The sequence below is a fragment of the Vallitalea okinawensis genome (assembly GCF_002964605.1).
Classification (GTDB): Bacteria; Bacillota; Clostridia; order Lachnospirales; family PQDH01; genus Vallitalea_A; species Vallitalea_A okinawensis.
In genome coordinates, this window is the sequence record NZ_PQDH01000001.1 from 32752 (window position 1) to 50140 (window position 17389).

Consider the following 17389-nt stretch of genomic DNA (forward strand, 5'->3'; position numbering starts at 1 on the left):
ACATCGTCTAATGAACGTAATTCACAAAAAATAAAAAAGACCTCGAAAGGAAGATGACTTATGAAAAAATACAATAAACAAATCTTATCATTAGCATTAGCTGGATCAATAGCAATGGCAGGTTCAATGACGGCAGCTGCATCCACTGATTTAGTGACACCTGGTTTTCAATATGAAGAAGGTAAGATGTATATACAAACAATTAAAGAACCCGTTCCTGTGCAAATATCCGCTCCTACCCCAGTACCTATTTCTGCTCCAGCTGTACCCTTACACGAAGTAACTATTTCAGAGGATATGTTCTTTGAGCTAGAAGGTTCTTATATGATTCCAATAAGACATGTAGCAGAAAGCATAGGCTTTAATGTATCTTGGGTTCCAGAAACTATGACTGCTATTGTAAGTGATGACACGAAAGAAGCATCTGTTTCTGTAATGAATGACAGCGACGTAGTATCCTTCTTACCAAATGCTATTATTATTGATGGTTCTATGTATGTACCTTCTAACTTTTTTGAAAAAGAATTAGATACAACTGTCAATTTCAATGCAGAAGACATGTCCATTCATGTTGATACAATCAAGTATGAAGTCGAAAATACAATGACGGCTTTTATACAAGACATACGAGTAGACGATGAAAAGGATTATGCTTTTATTGACATAATGAATGATGCAACTGGCATGGAGTATTCATTGATCGTCAATGAAGAATCTGAAATCTTTGACCCAATCACAGGCGAAGATTTAAAGGTAACAGATTTGAAAGAAAATGATAGGATTTATGTTGAACACAGTCCTGCCATGACACGTTCACTTCCACCTCAAACAGTTGCTTTTAGTATTGAGCGGGTTAATGATACGGCTATCTCTTATGGCTTTGTAGAAGACATTGATATGGAGAATGATACAATACTCTTTAATATAGGTACACGTGGTGGCGTACATGTAACTTTTATGGAAGATTTAATCATCGAAGATGCAGAAGGTAATGAGCTTACTCTTGAAGAGTTGACTCCAGGAAAGAATATTAAAGTCTACCACTCACAGATTGTTTTAACAGTTGAACCTTTAACTTATCCAACATCAAAAGTTGTTGTTATCAACTAACTATGAATTCAGTAAAAGAGCCCAATATATCACTTTGGGCTCTTTCTGCTAACTCTATTCCTTAACTGATTCAATAATCTTAGTGATGCAATCTGTTACCCCGACATTATACCCACTGGACCCGTAGATAACATTTAAACCCTGATGAGTTACTATAATCAATGGTAATTTATCTGGATCTACATATATTTTACGAGCAATAGAAGATACATTGTCAGTAAAGTCATCATAATATACTCTTATCTTAGGAATAGCTTCAATTGCTTTTGATAGAGTTTCGTTTTGCAAAGCGTCTTCATTTCTTAAGATCATGATGATGTCACTGGATATCTCATTCAACTTATCTTTAAGATCAATCATTTCATTTAATATATGTTCTGTTGGTTCTTTTCCCTCGTCAACCCATAAAAGGATGTTCTTACTGTCTTTTAAAATACTATCGGCCATAACCACATGATGAGTGTGGTCGAATAATTTAAAATCTTTTATTTCTATATTTTCTAGCATATTCGTTATTTTGATTTGCTGCTGTTCAATACCTAACTCTTTATTATCATTTGGCTGCAACACCAAGCTGTATTTTCTAGCATAAATCGTTCCATTAGGCACCCTATTGGTTGTTATAATGCGATAATGGCCAGGTACTAAATGGAGGGTTAGCTGGTTATTTTCCCAAGCTTCATCTATTAGATCTAGGGTTTGGTAAACACCCTCTCTTAATACTGCAATTGACCAGTTTTGCATATAAGACCACTGGATATCATCTGTTGTTTGAAGGCTTAATTGGGCATTATAATCATCGTTATCTTCCTGGATTGTGATAAAATCCCCATTTTGATAATATTGTAAAGATAAGTCCTGTTCATTGATTCTTGCTGCTATGCCTAAGGTGCGGCAGATGGCTATAAACAGTATTTTCTGAGACATTATGCTACCCATTTTTAGTTGAAGTAATTGTACGGGTCCTGTATATAAATTACTGTATTCTTTTTCTGTGAATTTACTGATATGACGAGAAATATAATTCCATATCTCTTTAGGGTGATTTTCAAAATGATGCTGCGTTGAAGAGTCGAAATAGTCTAAAATAAATGGGCGATAATTGGTGATCATCTCATAATAAACTCGTGGATTCATCACATTCTTAATAAAAATTTCTTCTGGGTATAATCCTTTATAACCCAGTGAATGTTTCAAATGCTCCTCTAATAGCTCTGCAGTAACATCTGTATAATCTTTATCTATAAGACTTCCAAGTAGTAGTAGCTTATCATGGAGATTGTATGCATCCCGATTCAAAAAGTCAATGATTTCTTGGGCATTCCCTTTTGATTTCAATAGAAAAGCTTCTATTAAATTGGCTTGTTCATCACTTATGCTCAAAGACTTATATTCTTTATGAAAACTACTCTCTTTCTCTTTTCTTATGGCGTCAGAATGATTAAACCGTTTTCTGCTCTCTTCTTCTTGCTGACTTGTAAGTTTAAAGCCATTAATGATATGCTCCTCTGGTGGAATCATTTCAAAATCTTCAGTATAAGGTTTTTCTTTAATCGCCTCATCCCAATGCAATATAATCTTACTTTGTTCCCTCGTATCGATTATTTGGTTGATGAATTGATTATCTTTCATTACATGAATATGTATATGCCCTAAACCCAGCGTTACATGAGCTTTTCCATCATGACCTGTCCGCACTGTGGTTACTGGGAAGAATTCTGAGTAATTCAACACTTCAAAACGTACCATTACGTCCTCTACTGGTTGTTGATTTGAATCAACGACTAGAACTGTTATTTCCTTACTCTCGGCATAGTGACTTAAATGATTGATGTATGTAATTTTATCGTTCTTTGAGATAACTTCTTCGTTCATTGTACATGATGAAAAAACTCGACTGTGAATCAGCATGGCTCTAGAAGCAGCTGCTGTAAACCACCCTCTATTCAAAACAGGTTCAGGTTCACATCCCCCTAGATAATACCAGTTACCATCACACCACACTTCAACCCAAGCGTGATTGTCATCACAGTGGGACCACCTTGGTACATAGACTTGTCTTGCAGGAATCCCTATGCTTCTCAACGCAGTGACAGTAAAGGTTGATAACTCGCCGCATCGACCATACGCGGATTTTAATAAGGTGAGAGGTGACGCTGTTCTTATATCCGTCGCTTGATAAGTTGCTTGTTCTAAACACCAATAGTTGACCTCGATAACGGTCTCTACCATACTTTTACTAACGATCCTGTCGCAAAGCATTTTATAGAAAGTCGATCTGCAATCTTCAATGTTCTCATTGTTCACTCGATAAAGCATGACATAATTAAGAAAAATATCACTGGGAATACTCTTACCCCATGGTGTATTTTCTCTTATAAATAGAGCATGCTTTACAAACTGCAAATAGATATCAAAATCTACATTGACCATATCGCTTAATGGCATCGATCCATAGAGAAATTTCACGCCACTTTTCTCTAACTGACTACAAGAACGTAGTCCTTCAAGAATTTCATTTTTTTTATAACCTGCTAGCTGAATGGCTTCTTCAAACTGGGTATCGATAGAAGCCTTCAATTCTTCTGAAAATAGCATATTCTAACACTCCTTTAATAGGATAAAAGTGTCGAATAATTAAACGTATGAAAGGTATATACATTAAGTTTTGATGTGCAGGCATGAATGATATCTTCTTACTGTTTACACATTATGCCAGCATAATTGACATCAGAATTACCACATTTAACTATCCGAACGGGTAAAACTTCTTTTTTATTGATATATTCATTGTTTTCGATGCTTTCAACCACCATCTCAGCAGCTCTAAATCCAATTCCATAAAAGTTCTGTTCTACTGAAAGCACTTTCATATTGAAGAACTCTGGTATTTGCATATGATCAAATCCTAGTATTGTAAACTCATCAGGAAACTTGATTCCTTCATGGATGAGTTTTCCTATCCCTTGAACTAAATCTATATCATTTTCTGTGACGATGGCCGTCACGCCTAAATCTAACTGCTCTTTGATCATATTAGCCAAAACGCCGATTCGTTCTTCATAATCATCACATGGAATAAGCATTGCATGGTAGCCGTTGACAATCCTATGATGATCCAACTCTATCTGGTTTTCAACAAGGGATTGGCAGTAAGCCATGTAGCGCTCCTTTAATGACGACGCACGTTCTATGGGTTTTCGACTAAAAAAACTTATGAATTGATGATCTTTTTGGATCAACTGATTCATGGCTTTATAGGTCCCATTAAAATTATCAGAAACCACACTGCTTATAGGTAAGGATTCAAAATATTTATCTATAAAAACGATGGGATAATGTTGGATACTTAATGGTATTAAATATTGGTAATCATCATTCACATTAGATGGGTAATAAATGATACCGGATACATCCTGTAAAGGTATGCTTTTTAAGTATTCAGCTTCTTTTTCGTTATTCTCATTTTCTACACAATGGACAGATAGATGAAATCCTTTGGAATTCAAGAAATCTGTAGCGCCTTTAATATAATCCAACATCTCTTCGCGATTTTTTTGATAAGGTATTATTATGGAAACGATTTTACTTTGGTTATGAGTTGCTCTAAGTACAGAACTATTTTCTGATACAAAACTACCCCGACCTTTTTTTCTATAAATGATTCCATCCCTAGCTAGCTCTTCCATGGCTCTCTTTGTTGTTATTCGACTAACGTTAAACTTTTCAGCTAATTCTATCTCTGTCGGTAATTGATCTCCCTGTTTCCATTCATTACTCTCTATCTTATTTTTTACATATTCAATAATTTGTAAATACAGTGGTTTTTTCACTTGCGCCATAAAATACCTCCTTTTACTTAACTTATAACTTTGTCTAACGATTATTATAAACTATCAATACTCTATTGTATACACATATCAATAATTATGCATGAATGCTAACTCATTCTAATCCTTTAACAAATTGTATCAATCAATAAAGTTAGAAATAAAGAGATATTATACAACTGCCATTTAATCATTGAGTTCTCTACATATTGTATCCAGTAGAGTTCCTGTTGGATCGCATTTATGCTCCCAATAGAATATACCACCAAATCCTTCGTCTTTAATGTAATCACATTTTGCTTTTAATGATTCTTCGTCATCGTAGGAAAGAAATGTACTTCCGTTAAAAAGATACGGTGCCTTGGCTTCATCATCCCAATAGCGTATATAGCCATTCTTATTCACATAACTTTCAACAAGTAATCCATAATCCGGTCCATAGCCTCCACCATTTTTACTGATTTGTAGTAACCCATGGTTTCTGTCTTCAATGTTCTCCCACTTCCTGGAATAGAAGGCTGCCCCCATCAATAATCTATCTTTAGGTACACCAGCATGATGGAATAACCTGAGTGCTTGATCGCAGCTATTACGGAATACGTCACCGGTTGAAGAATACAATTGTGTATGATGCCCTGCTAGTGCATGGAATCCACATTTCAAGTCATAAGTCATCAAGCATATATAATCTAAATACTGCATAAGCTCAGGCAGTTCTACACTTTCAACATAATATAAATCTGCACCTGCAGCGATTGACAATACATAACGTTGACCATCAATGGCATCTAAATGTTGTCTAATGGTCTTGCATAAATATGTGAAATTTTGCTTGTCCGCTGGAGTACAATTTGCGCCATTGGAAGGTACACAAGGATACTCCCAATCAAGGTCTACACCATCAAAATTGAAATCTGTCACCATTTTGGCACATGATTCCCCGACTTTTTCTCTTAACTCCGAAGAAGCACAGCAAACTGTGAAAGCATCAGGCTCTGCAGGCACTAAAGAAAGGACAATTTTGATGTCTGGATTATGTGATCGAATCTCATCCATCTTATTGAGAACAGTTAGATGTTCTACAGAAATGGTACCATCACTATTCAGATGACCAAAAGCTATATTTATATGCGTGAGTTGTTTCGCTTGTTTAGGTGTTACAATCCCTGTATTACCTACGTAACCTAGAATCATTTTTTCATTCATATGCATTATCTCCAATCAAATTTTATTAGCCAATTAAAGACTGTCGTAATTGATTATATTACGACAGCCTTGTGAAACTATTGTGCACTATCCACTGCTCGTCTTCTCATCTCAATTAATTCTTGTAAACCTAACTTATCGAGTTGTTCTACATAATCCTCCCACTCTGCTTCCACATCTGTTTGACCACTGATCCACTCAGCTTGCTTTTTGACTATATAGTTTTTGATATCTGTTTCAATGATAGAAACACGTTTTGCATCTTCTGCTGTTGCCCAAGCTTGAGGAATAGCTTCAGTTAAATGTGGCGCATATAATTCATCTGCAGTTTTCTTATCATTATAGGGCAGTTCTTTCCCCTCGACGGGAAGAACTTTGAAGTCAAGTGGAATAAATTTAGGCATGGATTGTGTAAACATATTACCCCAGCCATACTTTTCACGGTCTGCTTCAGATAATAGTGTTTCATCTAATGCTCTATATTGACCTTCTCCTAACTTTTCAATACGCTTACCAATTAGACCCGCTTGAATTTGAACGGAGTTTTCAAGTTCAAAGACATTATCAAACCATCTTACAATAACCTCAGGATTTTTAGCTCTATCTGTGATAGCCACCTGAGTCTTAAGTGTTGCTGCTCCATAAGTGCTACGTGCATAGTTAGGTGTATCCACAAATTCACTCTTTAATACAGGTAATGGGTCAAAAGCACTTCTGTTTGTAGCAACATCAACATCAACAAAATCTCCAGGTCCATAGGCCATAGAGCAACCGTATAGATCTTGTTTACCTTTAGCAGTCCATTGAGCTGAATCTTGTGTGAAAATCTCTGGATCAATTAAGCCTTCTTCGTAAAGGCTATTAAGGTACTTCATGGTTTCTTTATACCCTTCAGTATTATATTGATAAACCAATTCTCCATCTGCCATGGCAAAACCCATAGGTTCTTTTTGACCAGCTGAAACGCCAAACCAACCAGCAAGATATCCGAAATTTAAATTGTCTGGACTAGCTGAATAAGGAATTTCATCATTGATGCCATTTCCATTGGGATCTTCTGTTTTAAAAGCCCTTAATACATCTCTAAATTCTTCTGTAGTCGTTGGCATATCCTTGCCAACAGCTTCCAGCCATTCGTAATTAATCCATGGACTGAAATCCACATGAGGTGCTTCAATAACATAAGGAATGGTATAGATATGACCATCTGGTAAAGTCATGGTTTGACGTACCCCTTTAATATCCAGAACTTCACGCATATTGGGTGCATACTTTTCAATATACCCATCAATAGGAATATATAACCCATCTTCCATGCCGTCTTTTAGGATGTCTTTTTGACCTAAAATCCATCCGGCGAATACATCAGGGTACTCCCCACTATTAATAAGGATATTTTTCTTTTCTAATGCTGTATCGTATGGATAAAGTAACAATTCAACTTTGACGTTGGTTTGTTCTTCTAAAATAGGGTACATAATCTTATCTTCTGCTCTACCACCGTCATCCACAAAGATTGTAAATGTTTCTTGTTCTTTTACAATGGGTAGCCCTTCAACATACATGTTACCAACCATTTCACGCCCATCTTCATCTGTCGTAACCTCTTTTGACACATCATCTGTACTTGTGTTATTGGCTTCATCCGAAACCTTCTCTCCACCACATCCAGTAAGCATAATGGAAATCATCATCCATACAGCTAAAGTTAATGCAACCCCTTTTTTCATCTCTTTCACTCCTATTTTTTATTTTATCATTATCCCTTCACTGATCCAAGCATTACACCCTTAACAAAATGTTTTTGGATGAATGGATATAAAATCATGACAGGGATACTCGATACAATGATAAGTGAATATTTCATCAGTTCCGTTACTTGACGTAATCGTTCAGCTTCTTTTAAAGCTTCTTCAGTCAAAATACTTTGGGTCTGTCTCAATGCATTATTAATCAATATATTTCTTAAAACTAATTGCAATGGAAATTTTTCTTGATCAATGATATAGAGCAATCCTGAAAAGTATGAGTTCCAATGACCTATACCGTAAAATAGAACTAATATAGCGATGATAGGTCCTGATAAAGGCAGGGCTATATGTATGAAAAATTTTGTATTGCCACAGCCATCCAGTTTAGCAGATTCAAGAAGTTCTAAAGGTAAATTGGTTTTGAAAAAGGTTCGGGCAACAATCATGTTATAAACACTTAAAGCTCCCGGTACCACCAAGGCCCACATGGTGTTGATCATTCCTAAACTTTGAACAACTAAGTAGGTGGGCATCAAACCTCCACTGATAAACATGGTAATTAAATAGAAAATCGTAACTGCTTTTTTTCCAAAAAAGTCTTCTCTAGATAAAGCATAGGATGTTGGTATAGTGACACCAAGATTAATCAAAACCCCAACCGTCGTATAGATAATGGAATTCAAAAAACCTCTCATTACATTTTCCTCTTTGAAAACAGCTTCATATCCATCCAGTGTAAACCCTATAGGACGCCATGTAACATTTCCTCCAGCTACTGCAGCAGGGTCACTAAAAGAAGATATAATGATAAAATATAAAGGATAAGCCACAATTAATAAAACAATGGTCAATATAACGAAGATAACCCCGTCAAAAATTTTATCACTATTGGACCTTTTAGCTCTTTCTTTTTTACTTTTCTGTCGTAATCCCTCTTTGTGTTGATTCTTCATTATTAAAGTACGCATTTTTCCACCCCCACTTACCATAGACTGTTTTCGGAAATCTTCCGTGAAATCCAATTAACTGAAATCAATAAAATGGCATTAATCACCGAATTAAATAAACCAATAGCAGATGAAAACGAAATGTCATTGTCAATCATACCCACTTTATAGACATAAGTAGAAATTATTTCTGAAACATTTAAATTCAAAGGATTCTGTAGTAAATAAGCCTTCTCGAATCCAATGGATAATATACTACCACAATTCAATATGAGCAGGATTGTAATAACAGGAATTAAAAAAGGAAGATCTACGTACCACATTCTTTGTAATTTACTGGCACCATCTACAACTGCTGCTTCATGGTATTCAGGACTAACACCACTCAAGGCTGCAAAATAGATAACAGAATTCCATCCCGCCGTCTGCCATACTCCAGACCAAACATAAATATGCCTCCACATGGACTGCTCACCCATGAAATTAATCGGTTCCACCCCAAACAAACCAATAATATGATTAGCAATACCAATACGTGGTGATAAAAACAACATGAGCATACCACACATAACAACTGTGGAAATAAAATTGGGTGCGTATGTAACGGTTTGTATGACTTTTCTATACCGCTTGTGTCTAAAGGAATTCAAAAATAACGCAAGAAGTATAGGGATTGGAAAGCCTGCAATCAAAGAATACAGACTGAGAGCGAAAGTATTCCACAAAACCATTTCAAAAGATGCCGAATCAAAAAAGCGTTGAAAATGCTCCATGCCAACCCAAGCACTACCCCAAATACCTTTTCTAGCAGAAAAATTTCTAAATGCAATCTGCACACCATATAAAGGTATATAATGAAAAATTGTTGTTATGATCATTCCAGGTAATACGAATAGATATAAATCGAAGTTATTAGCTATCTTCTTCCAAAAACTATGATTCGTTTTTAGTTTCATCGATTTGCCTTTCATAATCATCATCCCCCTCTCCTTTTTCAAATTGCTCACTTTCATCTATCAACATGCAACTTCAATACATGAGCAATAGGTATCTCATGTATAGCTGTTTCTGGAAGTGTTACGACAATTCCATCCACTTGACGAGTAAAATCAATTTTTTCTTCGTATCCTAATAATTCAATCTTATTAATTTCTTTTGTATAAGGAATAAAAAGCTCACCCTTTGGTATTTCATTAGCATCAGGATACATATATAATGCATATACCAACTGATCCTCTTTCTTTGTAAAGGCAACTTGATTAACTTTATAAGGTTCACATGGACGTGTTTCATAGATGGCTTCCCCATACTTGCTGAGCCATTCCCCCATACCTTTCATGGTTTCTATAGCACTTCGAGGCAAACGCCCGTCAGGTTGTGGAGCAACATTGAGAGCAAGATTGCCACCTTTGGATACAATATCAACGAGTAAATTGATTACTTGTCTAGGATTCTTATAGTTATCTTCATAGGTAAAAGCGAATCCTTTTCCCATGGTAATATTGCTTTCCCATGGAACGCTTAATGGCTTTTCTGGTACACATTGCTCAGGTGTTATAACATTCTCATAAGCACCACCTACTGTACGATCTGCACAGAGCATCCATGGTTGTGTTTCTCTAATCTCATCGATTAATTCACCCATACGGATATCCTGCTTAACTTTGGATTGAGGACAAACCCAACCAGCGTCAAACCATAGCATATCTATTTTTCCATAATCGTAACAGAGCTCTTTGACTTGATTATGAGTAAACTGAACAAATTGCTCCCATAGGTCTGGTTTTTCTACTGGGCTATATGATGGTCCCCTCCATGTTGGCTCGCTCTTAATGTCTTCGGGTACCCAATAACATGGTGATGCCCAATCAGCTTTCGAAAAGTAAGCTGAAATGGCCAACCCTTGCTCCCTAAATGCATCAAAAACATGTTTACAAATATCAGCATTAGGATTCTTATGGAAAGGACAATCATCATCAGTTACTTTGTAATCTGTATACTTCGTATCCCACATACAGAAGCCATCATGATGTTTGGTTGTAAAGGTTAAATATCTAAAGCCTGCATCTTTAGCCAACTGTGCCCACTTTTTAGGCTGAAATCTAATAGGATTAAAGGATTGATTTAAGTGGAAATAATCTTCCTTGAACATTTCCATATCATCAGTCCAGTCAACATCATGTCGTGACCAGTCCCCATCTTGATCACTTAATGCCCATGATTCCACCAAACCAATTTGAGAATAAATACCCCAATGCATCATTAAGCCTATTTTTTGATCTTTAAACCATTCTAACCTCTCTAAAAGTTCCTCCTCTGTTGGGTAAATATAATCACTTTCTTCACTGTAGTTATGAACACCTTCTTCAATCATTGTTTCTTGTAATTCTTGAACTTCCATTTCAGATTGATTCCCCATTCAATTCACTCCATTCCTATCGGATTATTATTTTTCCATCACCCAAAATAGCAATTTCTTGACTACCATCTTGTGTTAGACAATACATTTCAAAATTACTTTTGGTCACTTCAATACAAATGTCTAACCCTAGCTTACGACCTTGCAGCAACTTTTTTAAATCAGCAGTGAAACAACCCTTTTCATTGAAATGTCCGTGCTGAGCATAATATAGTTGACGTAATTCCCATTTAACATACTCATGGTCAGGAATGGGATAGCCTTCTTTATCTTCACAGAAAAATACGAAACCCCATAACTCCGGATAGTGCATATTGACCACGCCTGTAGGTGACCATACCCAATTATCTTCTGGTAACGACTCCCCTGTTATTGGATGCATTTTTTTAACATACTTGCCATCCATCACATCAACTTGCCACTGTACTCGCGAGAAATTGATACGCCAGTAATCACCTTTTTCAGGGCGTTTCTTATATGTATTGGCTTCTTTTAATGCCTCAAAGGGCATCACTACCTCAAGGGTCCATCTTTTATTATCAGCAGTGGGATCGTTCAATGCACCATTGATTTTAACTGCGCTCCTTAATCCTTTGATATCCCAACCGTTAAGAGGAATCCCATGATCTCTATATGGCTTTGTTAAAAACAAATCCCAAACAGTATTAAGAGCATTTATTTCAAACTCGTAATAATGGTGGGTATCAGAATCCGGATCAATGAAAATTTCAAAATCATTATCTTGAAAGATTACAGCATCCCGTTCCTTTACATGAGCCCAAATTTCATCTCCCCATAATTCAGCAGCAAAGTAAAGATTATTATCATCCCATAGCATTTTTGCTCGAGTTAAGCAGCGAGGCTTTCCACGAATATCCCCTTCAATGTCAACAAAGTCACTGGTATACTCTGCATCATTCCAAAACACTTTATCGATGTCACCATCTAAGGTGAAGGGTTTACTAGCCTTCTTGCAATAGTAAATTGGGGGATTAAAAGTAATATCTGCTTTTTGAATTCTATAGGTCATTCTTTAATCCTCCTAGTTATTATCTGATACAACAATCCCATGACCGTAGTAAAGCTTTAATTCATCTTCAAGTTCAACTTTTAAAACAGTCACCATAGGTTCTAAATCGCCCTTATTCAGTTTAATCCATATTGTTCCTGGTACATCACTCCATGGAATAGAACCTGTATAGGTATAGCCAAGTTCCTTGCCTGAACGTAACAACGATATCTTTTTCGTCTTGGTTTGAATCCCTTTTAAGCACAGTTCCCCTTCTGGTTGACCGTATACAAACAGATAGATTGTCTTCTTATCCTTTGTTATGGTACTGCCTCCTAAGAAGAAAGAGTAATCTAAACCTTTTATGGTACCGTAGATAGCTTCTTCATTCCCTTTGATAAAACTCCCTAGATCTAATAATACTTTCTCCTGCCGTGGATCTAATCTACCATCTTCCATGGGACCTACATCCAAAAGTAAGTTACCACCCAATGTGATACAATCACAAAAGGTTCGGATGATTTGCCAGCTAGATTTATAGTCATTATCAGAAACCCTATAGCCCCATGATGTATTGATGGTCGTGCAAAATTCCCATGGACCTTTAGGAGGGATTACTGGGATACCGATTTCTGGTGTTTCATAGTCTCCATAACCTTGCATACGAGAGTTGAGTATAACATTAGGATTGAAAGAATGCAGATAATCTCTAAATTCTTCCATACGCCATTGCTTTGCACTTCTCTCCCAATCACCATCAAACCATAACAAATCAATGGTTCCATAGTTTGTCATGAGCTCTTTCATTTGATTGTTATTAAACTCTAAGAATTTTTCCCATAATTCCGGTTTTTCTTTACCTCCTGCAGGTGTAGCAAAACTGTTTTCGTCTCCATAGTCTACTGGATCAGTGCCATCTGGATATACAGACCGGTAGTCTTCTCTGGACCAGTCAATCAAAGAATAGTACAATCCAACTTTCATGCCTTGACCACGAATGGCCTCTACATAGCCTTTTACAATATCCTTTGCAGCTGGTGTTCTATGTATAACACTTAAATCACTATATTGTGTATCAAATAAAGCCATTCCATCATGATGCTTTGTCGTCAAGACAGCATACTGAGCACCTGCCTTTTTAAATAATGCTGCCCATTTTTCTGGCTCATAGTTGGCTGCTGTAAAGCCTTCTGCCTGCTTCATATAATCTTCATAAGAAATCTGCCCATTATGAAAGGACCAAGATTCTGAGACATCACCAACAGCATAAATACCGTAGTGAATAAAAATACCTAATTTTGCTTCTTTAAACCATTCTTGCATCATGCTATTTATCCCCCTCTCTGATTACCAATTAGTCAATATTAACTGAACTTTATAGCTTGTGATCATTTTCTGGTAACTCTAGCAAGCAATACTTTATCACCTCATAAATAATATACCTTAAACACTCAGCCATTTCCTATTCTCTATACTATATTATTAATATGATATACTTTATTAGTTGCCATTTATGTGTTAAATTATATCATTAACAAATTTAATAGTCAATAATAAACACTAATATTATATATAAATTTATTTTTTTAGTAATCATGCTGCATTTACTCTTGGTTACCTATTAATTATAGACAAATCATTTGATATACTTTTAATTATGTTACACCCATCAAATATTATGTTTTACAGTGAAATAACCCACCCAAACTCAATCATTGGGTGAGTTACTAATTATATAAATAAAGCATAATATATTATCTACGATCATAATACTCTATTGAATCAAGAATTAGATTGTGATAATTATCAATTAAGTTATAGGGTGCTTTATCTTCAAGAAGGGAAAGTTGACTATAACAGGGTTTTGTATTCACTTCTAATACCCAAGGGTGCAGATGATTGTCTATCCCTATATCCAGACCTAGCTCCCTAAGTCCTGGATATACTTTAATTAAAGTATCTGCAACATCATAAGCTAGTTGATTCATCTTGTCTCTTAGTTTTTCAAGGTCTGATTCATCATAGGCATTGTTTTTGATAACATCTATTAAATGCATCATACTACCATCGTTACATAAATTAGTTACCATCTTATTTTTAGCTGCAACTTTTGCAAAGGTACCAGTTATTTCCCAATTATCATATGGCTTTTGCATAAATATTCTAACATCTACAGGATTATTATTATATCTTAATAAATCAATGGCCTTTTGTATAAGAAACTTTTTGGTAGGTTTTAGTTTTACAATAAATTGTATTATTTCATCAATGCTCGCCATATTATAAAATTTAGTCTTATAATGAATGGTATACATTTTGCTATCAATGTTTTGCCGAATTAACCCAACATATTTGCCACCAGAACCACTCTCAGGTTTAAAAACTACACTTTTGAATTCATTGAGCATCCTTTTTAGGTTATTTGCATTTAAATACAGTGTTTCTGGTATATAAGATACTAGCAGCGGATTATTCAAAATAATTTTTGTTTTTTCCATTTTACTGCTGACTATTTGATAATAGTTTACCTGAGGCGCTTTAAGTTTTTCAGATTGATCCAATAGTTCTTCTATAAAGTATTTAAGTATTTCATAAGCGATGTCTATACCTGTTGCTTCATGAAATATTGATAATCCCGGAACGCCATTTACCTCCAATATGGAGTAATTGCCTTCAGTATCTTGAATAATATCAATCCCAGCGAAGTTTAAATGCATAGCTTTAGTAGCCTCTAAGCACATAGACTTAATGGTATCATTTAACTCATAAGCTTCTGCTTGCCCTCCATGAGCAACATGAGTTCTCCATTCACCTTTCTTAGCAGTTTTTTTAATTCCACCGATAACTTTATCTCCAACAACAATCACTCGCATATCCCATCCATTGTTTTTTACATACTCTTGAAGATAAATATCTTTTTTCTTCATCATTTTTTCTAAGAAATTATTCATATCTTCAATACCATAAAATTTCTGCGCGCCCTTACCTTTACACCCATTTTTCTTTTTATAAACTACAGGAGTCTTCAATGATATTTTGGGAATCTTTGAGAGTTTAGGTATAAAAATTGTTTTTGGTTGGGATATTTTATATCTATTAAGAGTCATATTGGTTAATATTTTATTTCTACAATTTCTCACTGCAGAAGCAGAATTAATGCAAGGTATCCCGGCAAAAGAAAAGGCTTCAAATAGTTCGTTATATTTGTTTTCGTAAGGAATCCAGTCAATAATACCATCAATCTGTATAGGCTCCATATTATAATTGAGAATGCTAACCTTTTCCTCATCTACTTCTATAATGAGATCTGATGGTCTATAGTATTCAACAGATATATTTAATCTTTTTGCTGCTGTCTTAAAGTATTGGAAAGCTTTTGATTTTTTAGAATTCCGTCTACCAACTATACCGATTTTCATTTTAGATTCACTCCTTTCTATATATTGGGCTTAAAATAGAACTTTTCTTTAGGCATAATATATTGATTTCATCTTATACCCATATAAATATAAAATATTGTCCATTATAAAATATGAAATAAACGAATCAAGTGGCAATATAACTTAGCACAAATTACCAAGAAATTTTGATATACATCACCGATTATAATATTCTATACGCTAAATGCCGTGGTAATCATAAGGCTTGAGACTATAGAAAAAAAGACCTATCCAGTAGTACAAAAGTGGCTAACGCCACGTTAAATCTGAAATAGGAAAGTACGGTACCCTGTGAGCAAAACTCGAACTTTCCTATTCCATAAAAAAAGCATATGATCAAATTCAATTATTGATCATATGCCTTTATATCTATTTTAGTATAAATGCTTCAACTTCTTCTAAGTTTTTAAAGACTAGTCCATGTTGTAATTCCAAGCGCTCAAAAGGTTGATGCCCGTGAGCAACTAACGCACAATGGCATCCTAAGGCTTTTGCTACTTCATAATCATGTATAGTATCACCGATCATTATGGTCTTATCAACATTGATTTGTTGATTCTTGATCCAGGCTTGTCCTCTTTCAACTTTACTTTTGGCCTGATGGTCATCTAAGCCGACCAAATCCGTAAAGTATTCTCTAATACCAAAATGCTTGACAATTTCATGTAGACCATTTTGCTCAGCTGCAGATAAAATGGATTGCGTTAATCCATTCTCTGAAAAGTTCTTCAAGGTTTTATCCACACGATGATGTAATCCTGTCATATGTAAATGGTTACGATAATTAGTGACAAAGAAATCAGAGAGTTCTTCCATTGATTCTTGCTCTAAATCAAAACCAATCTTCCTATAGTAATCACTGACCGGAAAACCAAAGTGTTTAAAATACTCCTTTTTACTCAATGGATTCATTTTTTTATCAGCCATAATAAGATTCATTGAGTGAATAGCAAGATCTACATCATCTAAAAGCGTTCCATTCCAATCCCAAATGATATGTTCAAAAGACATTTGCATCAACCTCTCTCATTCTAAATATTCTACTATCTACTACAAAGGACTAAGTACCATGGACTGGAAATACATTTGTCTTTCCTCTAAATAAATTTTGTTAAACTCCTTCACAGTAAATAATTCTCCCACCGATTCAATGAGTGCTTCATCGGTATAGAAAGAGAAAAATCGCTTAGGTTCATAAGAATCATCTTCGTAGATACCTTCAAAATCTTCTCCACCATATAATCCCATGTAAAAATGCCCGTCCTTCTTTAAGACCCGATGAACTTCTTCTAAAACCTTTGTTAAGCTTTGCTTAGGAACATGTAATAGGGAATTCATTGACCAAACAAAATCAAAACTATTATCCTCGAATTGTAGATCATAAAAATCCATTAGTCTTGCGTGTAAGCCACGATCAACACATTGACTTACCAACTCAAATGATAAATCAATGCATGTAACATTGATGCCTTGTTTATTAAAATATTCACCATAGATGCCTGATCCTGCCCCTAAATCTAAAAAGCGACTATTATTTTCTAAATTAATATAGTCCAAGGCTCTTAATAGCTCATTTTCTTTCCAACTTACAATGTTATTCCCCTCTCTTAATTGCGCGTTGTTGTTATAGCTCTCAGCCAAAGTGGACTTAATACTTTCATCCATAAATTTCCCTCC

General features: G+C 35.3%; 13 protein-coding genes. 1 reads left to right on the top strand and 12 read right to left on the bottom strand.

All coding sequences use genetic code 11. From position 1 onward, the window contains the following. Nucleotides 1-60 precede the first annotated feature (60 nt). Nucleotides 61-1110 (top strand): copper amine oxidase N-terminal domain-containing protein, encoded by a 1050-nt coding sequence (locus tag C1Y58_RS00470; protein WP_105614028.1) that lies wholly within the window; start codon nt 61-63, stop codon nt 1108-1110. Nucleotides 1111-1164: 54 nt separating this feature from the next. Here the strand turns inward: C1Y58_RS00470 and C1Y58_RS00475 are convergent, their stop codons facing one another. From C1Y58_RS00475 to C1Y58_RS00530, 12 genes are all read right to left on the bottom strand, one after another. Further along, nucleotides 1165-3708 (bottom strand): transglutaminase domain-containing protein, encoded by a 2544-nt coding sequence (locus C1Y58_RS00475; RefSeq protein ID WP_105614029.1) that lies wholly within the window; start codon nt 3706-3708, stop codon nt 1165-1167. Nucleotides 3709-3806: 98 nt separating this feature from the next. Beyond that, nucleotides 3807-4952, bottom strand: a complete 1146-nt coding sequence (locus C1Y58_RS00480) for a GntR family transcriptional regulator (protein WP_105614030.1) — start codon at nt 4950-4952, stop codon at nt 3807-3809. 174 nt (nt 4953-5126) lie between these two features. Continuing rightward, nucleotides 5127-6146 carry a glycoside hydrolase family 18 protein gene (locus C1Y58_RS00485; RefSeq protein WP_157949875.1) on the bottom strand — a complete coding sequence of 340 codons (1020 nt, stop codon included), beginning with the start codon at nt 6144-6146 and terminating at the stop codon, nt 5127-5129. 77 nt (nt 6147-6223) lie between these two features. Beyond that, nucleotides 6224-7876 (bottom strand): type 2 periplasmic-binding domain-containing protein, encoded by a 1653-nt coding sequence (locus tag C1Y58_RS00490; RefSeq protein ID WP_105614032.1) that lies wholly within the window; start codon nt 7874-7876, stop codon nt 6224-6226. A gap of 29 nt (nt 7877-7905) precedes the next feature. Continuing rightward, on the bottom strand, nt 7906-8865 hold the full coding sequence (locus C1Y58_RS00495; protein ID WP_242985301.1) for a carbohydrate ABC transporter permease: 960 nt from the start codon (nt 8863-8865) through the stop codon (nt 7906-7908). A 14-nt stretch (nt 8866-8879) separates the two neighbouring features. Beyond that, a complete protein-coding gene (locus C1Y58_RS00500) occupies nt 8880-9815 on the bottom strand; it encodes an ABC transporter permease (RefSeq protein WP_242985302.1) in 936 nt (311 codons plus the stop codon). 38 nt (nt 9816-9853) lie between these two features. Beyond that, nucleotides 9854-11263 carry an alpha-L-fucosidase gene (locus C1Y58_RS00505; protein WP_242985303.1) on the bottom strand — a complete coding sequence of 470 codons (1410 nt, stop codon included), beginning with the start codon at nt 11261-11263 and terminating at the stop codon, nt 9854-9856. 16 nt (nt 11264-11279) lie between these two features. Then, nucleotides 11280-12293: a carbohydrate-binding family 9-like protein gene (locus C1Y58_RS00510; RefSeq protein ID WP_105614034.1), complete on the bottom strand. Its 1014-nt coding sequence runs from the start codon at nt 12291-12293 to the stop codon at nt 11280-11282. A gap of 12 nt (nt 12294-12305) precedes the next feature. Then, nucleotides 12306-13598, bottom strand: a complete 1293-nt coding sequence (locus C1Y58_RS00515; protein WP_105614035.1) for an alpha-L-fucosidase — start codon at nt 13596-13598, stop codon at nt 12306-12308. A gap of 428 nt (nt 13599-14026) precedes the next feature. Next, entirely contained in the window at nt 14027-15691 is a 1665-nt protein-coding gene (locus tag C1Y58_RS00520; RefSeq protein ID WP_105614036.1) for a RimK family alpha-L-glutamate ligase, read from the bottom strand. A gap of 390 nt (nt 15692-16081) precedes the next feature. Continuing rightward, nucleotides 16082-16723: an HAD family hydrolase gene (locus C1Y58_RS00525; protein ID WP_157949876.1), complete on the bottom strand. Its 642-nt coding sequence runs from the start codon at nt 16721-16723 to the stop codon at nt 16082-16084. A 39-nt stretch (nt 16724-16762) separates the two neighbouring features. After that, nucleotides 16763-17377: a class I SAM-dependent methyltransferase gene (locus tag C1Y58_RS00530; protein ID WP_105614038.1), complete on the bottom strand. Its 615-nt coding sequence runs from the start codon at nt 17375-17377 to the stop codon at nt 16763-16765. Between the last annotated feature and the right edge of the window lie 12 nt (nt 17378-17389).

Coding starts and splice junctions, on each gene's coding strand:
- C1Y58_RS00505 (WP_242985303.1), bottom strand. CDS start 11,263: ATGGGGAATCAATCTGAAATGGAAGTTCAAGAATTACAAGAAACAATG.
- C1Y58_RS00530 (WP_105614038.1), bottom strand. CDS start 17,377: ATGGATGAAAGTATTAAGTCCACTTTGGCTGAGAGCTATAACAACAAC.
- C1Y58_RS00500 (WP_242985302.1), bottom strand. CDS start 9,815: ATGAAAGGCAAATCGATGAAACTAAAAACGAATCATAGTTTTTGGAAG.
- C1Y58_RS00520 (WP_105614036.1), bottom strand. CDS start 15,691: ATGAAAATCGGTATAGTTGGTAGACGGAATTCTAAAAAATCAAAAGCT.
- C1Y58_RS00480 (WP_105614030.1), bottom strand. CDS start 4,952: ATGGCGCAAGTGAAAAAACCACTGTATTTACAAATTATTGAATATGTA.
- C1Y58_RS00470 (WP_105614028.1), top strand. CDS start 61: ATGAAAAAATACAATAAACAAATCTTATCATTAGCATTAGCTGGATCA.
- C1Y58_RS00490 (WP_105614032.1), bottom strand. CDS start 7,876: ATGAAAAAAGGGGTTGCATTAACTTTAGCTGTATGGATGATGATTTCC.
- C1Y58_RS00525 (WP_157949876.1), bottom strand. CDS start 16,723: ATGTCTTTTGAACATATCATTTGGGATTGGAATGGAACGCTTTTAGAT.
- C1Y58_RS00510 (WP_105614034.1), bottom strand. CDS start 12,293: ATGACCTATAGAATTCAAAAAGCAGATATTACTTTTAATCCCCCAATT.
- C1Y58_RS00495 (WP_242985301.1), bottom strand. CDS start 8,865: ATGCGTACTTTAATAATGAAGAATCAACACAAAGAGGGATTACGACAG.
- C1Y58_RS00475 (WP_105614029.1), bottom strand. CDS start 3,708: ATGCTATTTTCAGAAGAATTGAAGGCTTCTATCGATACCCAGTTTGAA.
- C1Y58_RS00485 (WP_157949875.1), bottom strand. CDS start 6,146: ATGAATGAAAAAATGATTCTAGGTTACGTAGGTAATACAGGGATTGTA.
- C1Y58_RS00515 (WP_105614035.1), bottom strand. CDS start 13,598: ATGATGCAAGAATGGTTTAAAGAAGCAAAATTAGGTATTTTTATTCAC.